15 protein-coding genes are annotated in these 15,231 nt (G+C 39.6%); all 15 read left to right on the plus strand.

Features of this window, described 5'->3' with window-relative positions; translation table 11 throughout:
* Window positions 1-96: 96 nt before the first annotated feature.
* On the plus strand, window positions 97-2,172 hold the full coding sequence (topA, locus tag CSV72_RS00210) for a type I DNA topoisomerase (protein ID WP_099676631.1): 2,076 nt from the start codon (window positions 97-99) through the stop codon (window positions 2,170-2,172).
* A 43-nt stretch (window positions 2,173-2,215) separates the two neighbouring features.
* A complete protein-coding gene (trmFO, locus tag CSV72_RS00215) occupies window positions 2,216-3,526 on the plus strand; it encodes an FADH(2)-oxidizing methylenetetrahydrofolate--tRNA-(uracil(54)-C(5))-methyltransferase TrmFO (RefSeq protein WP_099676632.1) in 1,311 nt (436 codons plus the stop codon).
* 388 nt (window positions 3,527-3,914) lie between these two features.
* On the plus strand, window positions 3,915-4,814 hold the full coding sequence (xerC, locus tag CSV72_RS00220) for a tyrosine recombinase XerC (protein ID WP_099676633.1): 900 nt from the start codon (window positions 3,915-3,917) through the stop codon (window positions 4,812-4,814).
* Between the two features lie 8 nt (window positions 4,815-4,822).
* Window positions 4,823-5,362 carry an ATP-dependent protease subunit HslV gene (gene hslV / locus CSV72_RS00225; protein WP_099633160.1) on the plus strand — a complete coding sequence of 180 codons (540 nt, stop codon included), beginning with the start codon at window positions 4,823-4,825 and terminating at the stop codon, window positions 5,360-5,362.
* A gap of 3 nt (window positions 5,363-5,365) precedes the next feature.
* On the plus strand, window positions 5,366-6,754 hold the full coding sequence (hslU, locus tag CSV72_RS00230; protein WP_099677105.1) for an ATP-dependent protease ATPase subunit HslU: 1,389 nt from the start codon (window positions 5,366-5,368) through the stop codon (window positions 6,752-6,754).
* A gap of 85 nt (window positions 6,755-6,839) precedes the next feature.
* Window positions 6,840-7,616, plus strand: coding sequence for a GTP-sensing pleiotropic transcriptional regulator CodY (gene codY, locus CSV72_RS00235; protein WP_099676634.1), 777 nt, complete (start codon window positions 6,840-6,842; stop codon window positions 7,614-7,616).
* A gap of 554 nt (window positions 7,617-8,170) precedes the next feature.
* Window positions 8,171-8,560, plus strand: coding sequence for a flagellar basal body rod protein FlgB (gene flgB, locus CSV72_RS00240; RefSeq protein ID WP_099676635.1), 390 nt, complete (start codon window positions 8,171-8,173; stop codon window positions 8,558-8,560).
* A 2-nt stretch (window positions 8,561-8,562) separates the two neighbouring features.
* The gene (flgC, locus tag CSV72_RS00245; RefSeq protein WP_099676636.1) at window positions 8,563-9,024 is read left to right on the plus strand and encodes a flagellar basal body rod protein FlgC; all 462 of its coding nucleotides are present in this window, start codon (window positions 8,563-8,565) and stop codon (window positions 9,022-9,024) included.
* A 30-nt stretch (window positions 9,025-9,054) separates the two neighbouring features.
* Window positions 9,055-9,363, plus strand: coding sequence for a flagellar hook-basal body complex protein FliE (gene fliE / locus CSV72_RS00250; RefSeq protein WP_099676637.1), 309 nt, complete (start codon window positions 9,055-9,057; stop codon window positions 9,361-9,363).
* A 61-nt stretch (window positions 9,364-9,424) separates the two neighbouring features.
* Window positions 9,425-11,026 carry a flagellar basal-body MS-ring/collar protein FliF gene (gene fliF / locus CSV72_RS00255; protein WP_099676638.1) on the plus strand — a complete coding sequence of 534 codons (1,602 nt, stop codon included), beginning with the start codon at window positions 9,425-9,427 and terminating at the stop codon, window positions 11,024-11,026.
* A gap of 13 nt (window positions 11,027-11,039) precedes the next feature.
* The gene (fliG, locus tag CSV72_RS00260; protein ID WP_099633166.1) at window positions 11,040-12,053 is read left to right on the plus strand and encodes a flagellar motor switch protein FliG; all 1,014 of its coding nucleotides are present in this window, start codon (window positions 11,040-11,042) and stop codon (window positions 12,051-12,053) included.
* On the plus strand, window positions 12,046-12,819 hold the full coding sequence (gene fliH / locus CSV72_RS00265) for a flagellar assembly protein FliH (protein WP_158232100.1): 774 nt from the start codon (window positions 12,046-12,048) through the stop codon (window positions 12,817-12,819). Before fliG ends, fliH begins: the two co-directional genes overlap by 8 nt.
* A gap of 2 nt (window positions 12,820-12,821) precedes the next feature.
* The gene (gene fliI / locus CSV72_RS00270) at window positions 12,822-14,156 is read left to right on the plus strand and encodes a flagellar protein export ATPase FliI (protein ID WP_369802867.1); all 1,335 of its coding nucleotides are present in this window, start codon (window positions 12,822-12,824) and stop codon (window positions 14,154-14,156) included.
* Window positions 14,153-14,605, plus strand: a complete 453-nt coding sequence (gene fliJ / locus CSV72_RS00275) for a flagellar export protein FliJ (protein WP_099633169.1) — start codon at window positions 14,153-14,155, stop codon at window positions 14,603-14,605. Before fliI ends, fliJ begins: the two co-directional genes overlap by 4 nt.
* A gap of 1 nt (window position 14,606) precedes the next feature.
* Window positions 14,607-15,218: a MotE family protein gene (locus tag CSV72_RS00280; protein ID WP_158232101.1), complete on the plus strand. Its 612-nt coding sequence runs from the start codon at window positions 14,607-14,609 to the stop codon at window positions 15,216-15,218.
* Window positions 15,219-15,231: the final 13 nt, after the last annotated feature.

Here is a 15,231-nt window from a genome sequence, read left to right on the forward strand (position 1 = left end):
TAAAAGGTTGCATTATCCTGAAAACTGTTATACATTTTGCAACAGATATTCTTTTGCTGAATAAATATAAAGAAATCTCTCTGAGGAGGGAACGATATGGCAGATTACTTAGTAATAGTGGAATCGCCTGCTAAAGCGAAAACGATTGAACGTTACTTAGGAAAAAAGTATAAAGTTAGTGCATCACTTGGTCATTTACGTGATTTACCCCGCAGTCAAATGGGTGTAGATACCGAAAATAACTATGAACCGAAGTATATTACGATTCGAGGAAAAGGACCGATACTTCAAGATTTAAAAAAAGAAGCAAAAAAAGCGAAGAAAATTTTTCTCGCAGCTGACCCGGATCGTGAAGGGGAAGCAATAGCTTGGCATTTATCACATCAATTAGGTGTAGATATCGAATCAGATTGCCGCGTAGTCTTCAATGAAATTACAAAAGAAGCAATCAAAGAATCATTTAAACACCCACGTCCTATTGATATGGATTTAGTAGACGCGCAGCAAGCCAGAAGAATTTTGGATAGATTAGTAGGCTATAATATCAGTCCGATCCTTTGGAAGAAAGTTAAGAAGGGATTATCCGCAGGGCGTGTGCAATCAGTAGCTTTGCGTTTGATCATCGACCGGGAAAATGAAATCAATGCATTTGAACCAGAAGAGTACTGGTCCATCACTTCACAATTCACTAAAGGTGATAAAACTTTTGAAGCACAATTTTATGGCGATGCTTCAGAAAAAGTGAAACTGACGAATCAGGAACAAGTGGAAAAAATAGTCAACTCAATAAAGCCGGACGAATTCGAAGTATCCAAAGTAGTGAAGAAAGAACGTAAACGTAATCCGGCATTGCCGTTCACAACATCATCCCTTCAGCAAGAGGCTGCACGTAAGCTGAACTTCCGCGCGAGGAAGACGATGATGCTTGCACAACAATTATATGAAGGAATTGCGATTGGAAAAGAAGGTACAGTCGGTTTGATTACGTATATGCGTACCGATTCGACGAGAATTTCTGATACCGCAAAAGAAGAAGTGAAATCATTCATCCATACGATGTATGGTGAAGAGTATATTTCAACTAGTACGAAAAAAGCGAAAGCTAAAGCGAAGACACAAGATGCGCATGAAGCAGTAAGACCGACTTCAGCTATGCGACCACCAGATGCAATGAAAGCGTTCTTAACGAGAGACCAACATCGTCTATATAAACTGATTTGGGAACGTCTCATCGCAAGTCAAATGGCGCCAGCGGTTTTGGATACAGTAACTGCTGATTTTTTAAATGGAGATATTCGTTTCAGAGCATCGGGATCTCAAGTGAAATTCCCAGGCTTTATGAAAGTTTATATCGAAGGCAATGATGATCAACAAGAAGAAAAAGAGAATATTCTACCGCCGCTTGAAGAAGGCGAGCGTATCAAATATTCAGACATAGATCCAAAACAGCATTTCACACAACCGCCACCAAGGTATTCGGAGGCACGTTTAGTGAAGACGCTTGAGGAGCTAGGTATAGGTAGACCTTCTACGTATGCACCCACACTTGATACCATTCAAAAACGTGGCTATGTCACACTAGATGCCAAACGGTTTATTCCAACAGAACTTGGGGGAATCGTACATCAGGCAGTTAATCAATACTTCCCAGATATTATTGATATCGAATTTACAAGACAGATGGAGCAGCGTCTTGACCATGTGGAGGAAGGCACAATCGAATGGCGTACAGTGATCGATGATTTCTATCGCGATTTCGAAAAGCACGTAGAAGTAGCCGATGCCGAAATGGAAAAGATTGAAATTAAAGATGAACCAGCGGGTGAAGATTGTGAAAAATGTGGTTCTCCGATGGTTTATAAGATGGGCCGCTACGGAAAATTCATGGCGTGCTCCAATTTCCCAGACTGTCGTAATACAAAAGCCATCATTAAACCAATTGGCGTAAAATGTCCAAAGTGTAAAGAAGGCGAAGTCGTTGAACGTAAAAGTAAAACGAAGAGAATCTTCTTTGGCTGTGATCAATATCCTGAATGCGACTACGTTTCATGGGATAAACCGATCACAAGACCATGTCCGAAATGTCAGCATACAATGGTCGAAAAACGCCTGAAAAAGGGTGTTCAAATCCAATGTACTGATTGTGATTATAAAGAAGAACCGCAAGGCTAAAGTGAAAAAAGTAATTCAACATAATGAGAAAGAGGTAGTTGTAATGACGCAAATTGTAAATGTGATTGGTGCAGGATTAGCTGGAAGTGAAGCTGCTTGGCAATTAGCTAATAGAGGAGTCCAAGTGAAATTATTCGAAATGCGTCCCGTGAAGCAAACCCCAGCCCATCATACAGATAAATTTGCGGAGTTAGTATGCAGCAACTCGTTGCGTGCCAATAACCTGACGAACGCAGTAGGTGTGATCAAAGAAGAGATGCGTCAATTCAATTCATTGATTATTCAAGCTGCGGATGAATGTGCAGTACCTGCTGGCGGAGCGCTTGCAGTAGACCGTCATGAATTTTCTGACAACGTCACTGAAAAGATCCGGAATCATCCGAATATAGAAGTGATTAATGAAGAAGTGAAAAAATTACCGGAAGGAATTACGGTAATCGCATCTGGACCACTAACATCGCCGGCGTTAGCTGAAGAAATTCGACAGCTAACTGGAGAAGATTATTTATACTTCTATGATGCCGCAGCTCCCATCGTAGAAGCCGATTCCATCGATATGGATAAAGTTTATTTGAAATCACGTTATGACAAAGGTGAAGCGGCTTATTTAAACTGTCCTATGAACGCGGAGGAATTCGAGCGTTTCTATGAAGCCTTAACCTCAGCTGAAGTGGCTCCTTTAAAGGATTTTGAAAAAGAGCTTTACTTTGAAGGATGTATGCCAATCGAAGAGATAGCGAAGCGTGGTGTAAAAACGATGTTATTCGGTCCGTTAAAACCGGTTGGACTAGAAGATCCTAAAACAGGAAAAGAACCAAAAGCGGTTATTCAATTACGACAGGATAACGCAGCTGGAACATTATATAATCTAGTAGGATTTCAGACGCATCTTAAATGGGGAGCACAAAAAGAAGTATTGAAACTAATACCTGGATTGGAAAATGTGGATATCGTGCGCTACGGTGTGATGCATCGTAATACATTCATCAACTCACCTAGAGTTTTGAATTGCACGTATCAACTTAAATCACAGCCGACTGTCCTGTTTGCGGGTCAGGTAACAGGTGTGGAAGGTTATGTAGAGTCAGCAGGATCAGGATTGATTGCTGGTATTAATGCAGCACAATTGGCAAAAAGCGAGAAGCCTGTCCGATTTCCAAGAGAAACCGCACTTGGCAGCATGGCGCGTTATATCACAGAAGCTGATCCAAATAACTTCCAGCCAATTAATATCAATTTCGGATTATTCCCTGAGCTGAATAGGAGATATAGAACGAAAGCTGAACGTGCAAACAAACATGCAACACGCGCATTGGATGCAATACAAGAATTTAAATCAACGACAAATTTATAACTAAAATCTTTGCTTTAATGACTTGAGGTCGTACTGAAGACGGAACTCCATCTAATCGGGGTTCTGTCTTCAGTTTTTTAGTTGAAGTAGCATTATGCAACTTCCTAATGTATATAACGTCTTATATTGAGGAAGAAATGATGATCAGTATGATGAATAATTACTTAGCTATTAAAGTAATTTGACTGTTATGTGACGAAAAAAGTTCTTATATCTAAAAATGATCAACAATCAGTTTTTCAAAGTTGCCCAAATTTCCTTGCTAATGTATAGTGTTTTAGGGACAACATTCGGCTTTGATAGTTTATTTCGAACTATATGTAATCAATAATCTTTCGAATCTTCAGGTGCACGTTGTACGAGGATAAATTCGTATCGAGGTGATAAAATGATTCCTGAAATAAATCAATTGGCAGAAGAATATGTATCCTATATTCGTCTAGAGAAAAACTACTCATCCTACACGGTCGCGGAGTATGAAAAAGATCTTCGGGATTTTTTATTATTCTTGCAAGAAGAGGGAATAGAGAAAATGGAAGACATCGACTACCCCGTAGCTAGACTGTATGTTACACGTCTATATGATCGTTCTTATGCGAGAACAAGCATTTCCAGGAAAATATCAGCTATCCGGTCGTTTTTTAAATTCATTAATGCGCGATACGGGATTGAAGATCAGGCATTTCGATTATTGTATCATCCGAAGCAAGAAGAACGCCTTCCTGCTTTTTTCTATGAGCAAGAGCTGGAAAAGCTTTTTGAAGTGACGATGGGAGAAGATTTTCGCTCTTTACGAGATCGTGCTTTACTTGAGTTGCTTTATGCAACAGGCATCCGTGTCGGTGAACTAGTAGAAATCGAAGTGCAAGATGTGGATCATTATTTAGGAATTGTGAAAGTAATGGGTAAAGGACGAAAAGAACGTTTTGTGCCATTCGGGAGTTTTGCAGAGGAAGCTTTGCAACACTATATAGACAGTAGTCGCCCAAGATTGATGAAGCAAAAGAAGCATACAAAATTGTTCGTCAATCTACGTGGAGATCCTTTAACGGATCGTGGTGTACGCTACGTATTAGATGACTTAATGAAAAAAGCATCCTTGCATACTAATATAACGCCGCATATGATCCGTCATACGTTTGCGACGCATTTACTTGGCGCTGGAGCAGATCTTCGGTCCGTACAAGAACTTCTGGGACATAGCCATCTATCGTCAACTCAGGTCTATACCCATATCACAAATGAACACTTACGCCAGACTTATTTACAAACGCACCCTCGTGCTTAGGAGGAACTATAATGAAATTTCATGCAACTACGATATTTGCTATTCATCATGATGGGCAATGTGCTATGTCAGGTGATGGGCAAGTGACGATGGGCGAATCAGTCGTCATGAAACACACAGCGAAGAAAGTCCGTAGATTATATAACGGCAAAGTCTTAGCTGGTTTTGCTGGTTCTGTAGCGGATGCATTTACGCTATTTGACTTATTTGAAGCGAAACTCAATGAATACGATGGAAATCTTCAACGAGCGTCAGTTGAACTTGCTAAAGAATGGCGTGGAGATCGAATCCTGCGTAAGTTAGAAGCGTTGTTACTCGTTATGGACGAAAATACACTGTTACTTGTCTCGGGTACTGGTGAAGTAATAGAACCGGATGACGGAGTATTGGCAATTGGTTCCGGAGGTAATTATGCACTAGCAGCCGGACGTGCACTGAAGAAACATAGCAGTGAATTGACAGCGAAAGAAATAGCTGAAATTTCACTTGAGACAGCGGCCGATATTTGTGTGTTCACCAATCATAATATTATCGTGGAGGTGCTTTAAGTGATGAAGCAAGAAATGACTCCTAAAGCGCTCACAGCGTATTTAAATCGTTATATTATTGGGCAGGAAAAAGCTAAAAAAGCAGTTGCGGTGGCTATGCGAAATCGTTATCGTCGTATGCAATTGACTGCTGAAGAACAAGAAGAAGTCATTCCAAAAAATATTTTGATGATCGGACCTACCGGTGTCGGAAAAACAGAAATTGCACGAAGGATTGCAAAGCTGATCCATGCACCTTTCGTAAAAGTAGAAGCCACAAAATTTACGGAAGTCGGATATGTTGGAAGAGATGTTGAGTCAATGATTCGCGATTTAACTGAGGTCGGAGTACGCATGGTAAAAGAAGATATGCGCGAAGCCGTTAAAAAGCAGTCTCAAAAGCTTGCGGAAGAACGTTTAGTAAAGTTACTAGTGCCTGAAGCAAAAAAGAATACAGAAGGTCAAAATCCTTTCGAAATGTTTTTCGGTCAAAAAACGCAGCCTGAGCCTGAACAAACTGAAGATCAATCCGAGATTAGACGAAAACGTTCAGACATAGCTGTACAACTTGCGAATGGTCAAATCGAAGAAAAAATGGTGACGGTAGAAGTGCAAGCGCAACAACCATCTCTATTCGATGCATTGCAAGGGTCTGGTATGGATCAAATGTCGGGTATGCAAGACGCTTTATCATCACTAATGCCGAAGAAGAAAGTTCAGCGTCGCATGAAAGTAAAAGACGCGAGAATCGTATTGGAAGCAGAAGAAGCGGATAAGTTAATTGATCAAGATGAAGTGGCACGCAAAGGGATTGAACTAACAGAACAAGCGGGAATTATTTTCCTTGATGAAATGGATAAAATCGCAAGTAGCAACCAAAAGTCTTCTGGTGAAGTATCTCGCGAAGGTGTACAACGCGATATTTTGCCAATCGTCGAAGGTTCTACAGTCACAACAAAATACGGGGCTGTTAAGACAGATTATATTTTGTTCATTGCTGCTGGAGCCTTCCATATGTCAAAGCCGTCTGATATTATTCCGGAGCTACAAGGTAGATTCCCAATTCGTGTAGAATTAGACAAATTGACAAAAGGTGATTTTGAGCGCATACTGCGAGAACCGGATTTTTCTTTATTAAAACAATATGAACGCCTTCTTGCAACAGAAGAAGTTGAAATTGAATTTACAGACGAAGCGATCAGCAAGCTGGCTGAAATTGCATACGAAGTAAATAATGAAACAGAAAATATTGGTGCTAGAAGATTGCATACGATTTTGGAAAAGTTGCTAGAAGATTTATCATTCGAAGCGGCAGAAATCGGCCCTGCATCTATTAAGATCACACCAGCATATGTGGACGAAAAGCTGGATGGAATTGTAAAGAACAAAGATTTGTCACATTTTATTCTATAAGGAAGTCGTAATAGTTTATTTAACGATTGAAAACCTTTAGAATATTCATTAAAGTCAGAAGAAATCCTTGAGGAGGAACAATGAAATGAGTTTATTAGTTAAAACAAGAAAAATTAATGCAATGTTACAAAAAGGTGCAGGCGGTCCTGTTAACTTTAAAGAGATGGCGGAAGAGCTAAGTGACGTAATCGATTGTAATGCTTTTATCGTAAGCAGAAAAGGTAAATTACTTGGTTTAGAAATCCACCACCAAATCGACAATGATCGTATGAAGAAAATGTTCGAAGATCGTAAATTCCCAGAAGAGTATACTACTCGCTTGTTCCAGATTAATGAGACATCTCCAAATATCGATATCGAGAGCGAACATACAGTATTTCCTATCGAAAACAAAGAACTATTCCAAGAAGGTTTAACTACGATCGTACCAATCATCGGTGGTGGCGAGCGCTTGGGTACTTTGATTCTTGCGCGATTAAAAGAAGGATTTACAGAAGATGATTTAATCCTTGCTGAATATGGTGCAACGGTAGTCGGTATGGAAATCTTACGTGAAAAGTCTGAGGAAATTGAACATGAGGCTCGCAGTAAAGCGGTTGTACAAATGGCAATCAACTCATTGTCTTACAGTGAGCATGAGGCAATCGAGCACATCTTCAAAGAGTTAGACGGAAATGAAGGATTGCTTGTAGCATCTAAAATTGCTGACCGTGTTGGAATTACACGTTCAGTAATCGTCAATGCACTTCGTAAACTTGAAAGTGCTGGTGTTATTGAATCGCGTTCTTTAGGAATGAAAGGTACGTATATTAAAGTATTGAACGATAAATTCCTATCTGAGCTCGAAAAACACAATTCGTAATAATAAATATCACTTTACAAGAAAAGTGTTTAGAAACTGAAGGAACTTCCGTATTTACGGATTTTCTTCAGTTTTTTTATTTTTTTATTTATAAAATATCTTAATTATAGAACGCAATTCATCTTGCGTTTCATACATATTCGGTAGGAAATATTTACTATATTAGTGATGATATGTAGGGTGTGAAGGTAAGAAGGAAAACATGGTGTCACCTGCTGTAGCAAGCTGTTTGCACCATACGCTAAATTTCGACAATATAATCCAAAAAAAATATAGAAGAAGTACTTATTAATTATATTGAAAATAAATTTATATAATACTAAGTGATTAGTGGTAATGTATAGATTACTCTGAAAAGTTTAATGTGGTTACTTTATACTATAAATTCATTTAGAAAACATTGGACAAAAATCATTAGTCTCAGCTACAATGGGATAGTAGAATAATAAGAAATAACCTATTTAATCAAATATATTATTAAAGAATAATATGAACTATGTAAAATCATAAAAAAACGCGAAAAAGGGACTAAATTAGGGAAAGGTGGGGAAACGATGGAGATTTATGGTGGTACCATCAACCTGCTTGAAAAAGGATTGGACTACTCATCTGCGAAAGGTAAAGCAATTTCGCAAAACATAGCGAATGTAGATACTCCCAACTATAAAACTAAAAATGTCAATTTTAAAGAAGTGTTTTCTAATGAGAAAAGTAAAGGCATAGAGGCATACAAAACCGACTCGAAGCATTTAGACTTTACACATTCTACGACAAGTAAAACATTCGATGTATCTAATTTACGTTATCGACAAGATCGCAATGGTGTTGATATGGACAAAGAACAGGCAGATTTAGCTGCAAATCAAATTTATAACTCTGCTTTGATAGAACGATTAAACGGGAAATTCAATTCATTACAAAGTGTTATTAAAGGAGGTCGTTGATCATGAGTATATTTCATAGTCTGAACTCGTCGACTTCTGCATTGACTGCTCAAAGGTTACGTATGGATGTCATATCTTCCAATATGGCGAATGTTGATTCAACTCGAGCCAAGCGGGTAGAAGGCGAGTGGGAGCCGTATAGAAGAAAAACAGTCACTTTACAACCGAAGGAAGGACAGTTCTCTTCATTCTTGCAAGCGGCAAGAGGTGTTCACTCACACAATAATGCGGGAAATGGAGTGGCCGTAACACGTGTGAAAGAAGATCGGGAGACTCCGTTCAAATTGGTATTTGATCCCTCTCATCCAGATGCGAATGAAGAAGGTTATGTAGAAATGCCAAATATTGACCCACTGCGCGAAATGATTGATTTAATGTCTGCAACGAGATCGTATGAAGCGAATGTAACTGCGTTGAATGCAAATAAATCTATGCTTATGAAAGCGCTGGAGATCGGAAGATAATATAGTAGTATTCAAATAGGAGTGAACTAGATGGCCGTACAATCTATTACAGGTGCTATGCCTACAATGACGATGCAGCAACCCGAAGTGAAAGCACAGCGAACACCTTTTGAAGCTCAACAGAATTTCTCGGTAATGTTGAACGACGCAATTCATCAGGTAGACCACACGCAAAAGGTCTCAGATACTATGACAGCGAAGCTTGCTAAAGGTGAAGATGTCGATTTACACAATGTGATGATTTCGGCACAAAAAGCGAGTATTGCATTAAATGCAACAGTAGAAATGCGAAATAAAGTAGTAGAAGCATACCAAGAAATCATTAGAATGCCTGTCTAACAGATAGAGAGCACTGGGCACAAGTGGAATCTGGCCTAGTGAGGCTGACCGGGGGATTAGAATGAAAGAAAGATTGACAAAGCTCAGAGCCGATCTCAAAGCTTTCTGGGGAAGTCGGACAAAAAATCAAAAGATTATATATATAACGACAGCGGCCGGCATAATCGCACTGGCGGTTTTTTTAACAATGACTATGTCTCGTACTACATATGTAACGCTTTATTCAGAAGTATCACCTTCTGAAATTGGGAGGATAAAAGAAGTCCTCGATGGACAGGGAGTGCCGTATTTAGTGGAACCGGGTGGTACTGCAATTTCAGTGCCTGAAAAACAACTGGATAATTTACGTGTATCACTTGCGGCAGAAGGTTTCCCGGATTCAGGACTTATCGATTATTCATTCTTTTCGGATAATGCCGGGTTTGGTACTACGGATAATGAATTTAATATGATTAAGCTTGCCGCAATGCAAACAGAATTAGCTAATCTAATAAAGGGTATAGAAGGTATTAAGGATGCAAAAGTAATGCTTACTTTACCGACAGAGGGAATTTTCGTAAATGACACAACATCAGAAGCTAGTGCAGCAATTATGTTGAAGACAAATCCCGGGCAAAGCTTTTCTGAACAACAAATCACATCACTTTATAATCTAGTATCAAAAAGCCTGCCTAATCTATCTAATGAGAATATCGTCATTCAGAACCAATATTTTGAGTATTTTGATCTAAAAGATTCAGCAAATTCTTACGGCGCTAGTGTGACGGATCAAATGGGTGTGAAAAAGACTATTGAGCGCGACTTGCAACGACAGGTTCAAATGATGCTCGGTACGTTGATGGGGCAAGACAAAGTAGTTGTATCCGTTACGACAGATATCGACTTTAAGAAAGAACAACGTGAAGAGAATCTTGTAACACCGGTGGATCCAGAAAACATGGAAGGTATTGCATTGAGTGTGCAAAGGATAACTGAATCATTCTCAGGTACCAATCCGGCAGTAGGCGGTACACCTGAAGGGGAAGATCCGACTGATAATCGGACTACCTATGTTGAAGGTGAAGGGGGAGACGGAGATTACGAACGTCTAGAAGAAACAATTAATAATGAAGTAAATAGAATTAGAAAAGATATAGTAGAGAGCCCATACAAAATTAGTAATATCGGTATACAAGTGATGATTGAACCTCCTACTGCTGATGATCCAACCTCATTGGAACCTGAAGTACGACAGGATGTTGAACGTATTTTAGAGACAATAGTACGTACTTCATTGGATACAGAAGTAGCTGGAGAATTGACTGAAGAAATACTAGCTGAGAAAATAGCAGTTTCAGTTCAACCATTAAAAGGGAAAAACATTGCGTTTGAAGATACTAAGACAGTCATTCCATGGTGGGTATATGTGATTGGCGGTGTATTGCTACTTGCAATTATTGTTTTAGTTGTGCTGTTCTTGCGTAAGAGACGCAATGAAGCAGAAATGGAAGAAGAGCTGGCGTTGGAACAAGCTCAGACTCAATTAGATTCAGCACAAATCGACGACATCAATATGGAGCAAGAGACAGAAGCGACAGCGCGTAGAAAACAATTAGAGAAAATGGCTAAAGAAAAACCTGAAGAGTTTGCGAAATTATTGCGAACATGGATCGCCAAAGAATAACGGAGGGGTTTAGTTGGTAAAGAAAAACAAAGACATGTCAGGAAAACAAAAGGCTGCCCTTCTGCTTATCTCATTGGGTCCTGAAGTCTCAGCCTCAGTCTATAAGCATTTGAATGAAGAAGAGATTGAGCAACTGACGTTGGAGATTTCAGGTGTGAAAAAAGTAGAATCCTCAGTAAAAGAAGAGATTATTGAAGAGTTTCATCATATCGCTCTTGCACAGGATTACATTTCTCAAGGGGGTATTGGCTATGCCAAGACAGTACTTGAAAAAGCACTCGGAAAAGAACATGCCCAAGCTATTATTAACCGCCTGACATCTTCACTCCAAGTGCGACCGTTTGATTTCGCTAGACGTGCAGAACCTTCACAAATACTAAACTTTATCCAAAATGAACACCCGCAGACAATTGCATTAATTTTATCTTATTTGGAGGCGGAACAAGCAGGATTAATCTTGTCACAGCTTCCACAAGAAACGCAAGCGGATATTGCGAAACGAATAGCTACAATGGAATCGACTTCTCCTGAAGTAATCAGTGAGATCGAAGCAGTACTTGAACGAAAATTATCATCTACTGTAACTCAAGACTTTACCGAAACAGGCGGCGTAGACGCGGTCGTTGAAGTGTTGAATGGTGTAGATCGTTCGACAGAGAAAACAATTCTCGATGCTCTTGAAATTCAAGATCCTGAGCTTGCCGAAGAAATTCGCAAAAGAATGTTTGTCTTCGAAGATATTATCACATTGGATAACCGGTCAATTCAACGTGTCATCCGTGATTGTGAAAATGAAGATTTGATTTTAGCGATGAAAGTGTCTAGTGAAGAAGTAAAAGATATACTATTCAAAAACATGTCGCAACGTATGGCAGAATCATTCAAGGAAGAGATGGATGTAATGGGACCTGTGCGACTCCGTGACGTGGAGGAAGCGCAGTCTCGAATCGTAGGAATTATCCGTAGACTTGAAGATGCAGGAGAAATCATCATAGCGCGTGGAGGAGGAGATGACATCATTGTCTAATCTGTTTCGTTCCGAGCGAACTATAATGAATCAAAGCCCCACAAAAGCGATATCAATACGCAACTTGCAGTTGGTGGAACCGGCTGAAGAAGCTGAAGAGCCGGTGAGCGCAGGCATGATGTTTATGGAACGCAATCGCTTATTGCAGGAGATGGAGCAACGAAAAAATATTATAGATACTGAAATAAAACAACGATTGGAACAAGCGGCAGCGGATATCGAATCGATGCATGCGGCTTGGGCAAGTGAAAAAGAAGAACTGCAACAACAAGCATATGACGAAGGGTTTCAAGTCGGATTCGACGATGGACGCAATAAGGCAATGGCGGAAATGAGTGAAATGATAGAGTCTGCGAACGAAATTACTACATTATCTTATGAGAACGCTACGCAATATTTAATAAATCAAGAACGGGTAATTTTAGATATTGGAATGCACTCAGCAGAACGAATAATTAATAAAGTGATAGAAGCAGATGATGAGGCGTATTTATCCATCGTAAGGAAAGGGATTAAGGAAGCACAGGAGAGTAAAGAGATAAAATTATTCGTACCAACTGAACAGTTTAAAATGGTAACGACACATCGCTCTGAGCTAGCTTCCATATTTCCACCCGAAACACCATTCCTTATTTTTGTCAATGAAGATTTCAATGCAACAGATTGTTTTATCGAAACGAACCATGGCCGAATCGTAGTGAGTGTAGATGAGCAACTGAATGAACTGAAAGAACAATTGGTGAAAATCATGGAAGATGGTGTGTGAATGTGAAAAAAGCCGAAGATTTACTTCCAATCATTCCAAATATAAACACCTTAAAAAAATATGGTCGGGTAATACGGGTTGTTGGATTGTTAATAGAATCCAAAGGTCCTGAGTCATCGATTGGAGATGTATGTTTTATCCATTTGAACGTTCCTGAAGGAGGACGCTCTCTAATTCAAGCAGAGGTTGTAGGTTTTAGGGAAGAGATTGTCATGCTGATGCCTTACACGGATATACGCAATATATCAAGTGGCTGTCTAGTTGAAACTCTTGGCAAGCCACTTGAAGTAAAAGTAGGCATGAATTTATTAGGACAAGTCCTTGATTCTTTAGGTAAGCCTATTGATTCAAGCGCATTGCCTAAAGGCTTGGCAACTGTTCGTACAGAAAACAGTCCACCGAACGTTTTGACACGACCTAAAATTAATGACAAGTTAGCTGTAGGTGTGAAAGCCATCGATGGCATGTTAACGGTAGGTAGCGGTCAACGTGTAGGTATTTTCGCGGGTTCCGGTGTCGGCAAGAGTACATTATTAGGGATGATCGCACGCAATACGGAAGCGGATATCAACGTGATTGCCCTTATAGGTGAACGTGGCCGTGAAGTACGTGAATTTATCGACAGAGACTTGGGTCCAGAAGGTCTTAAGAAAACAATTGTAGTAGCGGCCACTTCTGATCAACCGGCACTTATGCGAATTAAAGGCGCTATGACAGCAACGGCCATTGCAGAGTACTTTAGGGATAAAGGACTGAACGTGATGTTGATGATGGATTCAGTCACACGTGTAGCCATGGCACAGCGTGAGATTGGTCTGGCAGTTGGAGAACCACCAGCAACGCGGGGATATACTCCTTCTGTTTTCGCTATTTTACCTAAGCTTTTGGAACGTAGCGGAACTAATGAAAAAGGAGCTATTACTGCATTCTATACCGTGCTAGTTGACGGTGACGATATGAATGAGCCTATAGCGGATGCTGTTCGAGGTATTCTCGACGGTCATATAGTCTTGGACCGTACACTTGCCAATAAAGGTCAGTACCCTGCAATCAATATTTTGAAAAGTGTCAGTCGTCTGATGAATCATATTGCAGATCCTGAACATTTGAAGGCAGCCGCGAAATTACGCGAACTGTATTATGCCTACGACAAATCCGAGGATTTAATTAATATTGGTGCATATAAAAAAGGGACGTCTCGTGAAATTGACGAAGCGATTGAATATGAGCCGATCATTACCGATTTTCTAAAACAAAAATTTAATGAGAATATCCAATTGGAAGATACGGTAAATGAAATGATCGCGTTAGCTTCTGGAGGAGGAGAGCGCAGATGACTTCATTCCTTTATCGTTTTGATAAGGTGCTGAATTTACGTGAACAAGAACGTGATGAAACAGAAATGGCTTATAAAGAAGCAATCGAAGAATTCGAAAAGATCGCAACACAACTATATGACCAGATGAAAAAGAAAGAAAATATCTTGGAAGAACAGCAACAACGAATGACTACAGGTTTTTCCATTGATGATTTGCACAGCTATTCTCGATTCATAAACACACTTGATTTGACGATTGATCATATTCAGCAAGAAGTAATGAAATCCCGAACGAAAATGAATTGGTATGAATCTCAATTGTTAGATAAGAATATTGAAGTGAAAAAGTTTGAGAAGATGAAAGAAATTGGGAAAGAGCAATATGATGCTGAAATGGAACACGTAGAGACAAATCGAATTGACGAGCTATCGACGATGAAGTTTCGTTCAAGAGAAGATGGGTGGTAAAGTGGCTAAGTTGAAAAAGAAAAGAGTGGTTGGAGAATCAGTGGATAGGCAAAGCAAAAAGTCTATTGGCTTTTTCCAAATATTGCTCGCATGGATCATCATCCCTCTTATGTTCACAACGGCTGTCGTTCTGATCATAGCCAAAGTAGCTGATGTCAATGTCTTTGATCAGGCGAAGGAGTGGACATCAAAAGTTCCATTCATTGAACAAAAAGCAACTGATGAAAAGGTCGAGGGAGATCTAATATTGGAGGAACGTGTCATTTCTCTTCAAGCAGAGATTCAAGAAAAAGAAGCGCAATTATTTGAAGTTCAAGATGAACTCACACAAGTAAAAGATTCGAACGAAACACTTGAAATAGAGAAAGAAAAGCTGAATGAAGAAATCGAGAAATTAAAACTTGCGCAAAGTGAATCTACGCGTGATTTCAAGGAAATTGTCACAACGTACGAGCAAATGTCAGCCAAATCCTCAGCACCTGTCATTACGAAAATGGGGGACGCAGAAGCTGTTCAAATATTATCTAGTCTAAAGCCCGCTACTTTAGCATCCATACTAGAGAAAATGTCCCCTGAAGATGCCGCAAAATATACTTCTATGCTCACGAAGTAGTACAATAGTGTAT

The organism is Sporosarcina sp. P20a, from assembly GCF_002743175.1.
Lineage (GTDB): Bacteria > Bacillota > Bacilli > Bacillales_A > Planococcaceae > Sporosarcina.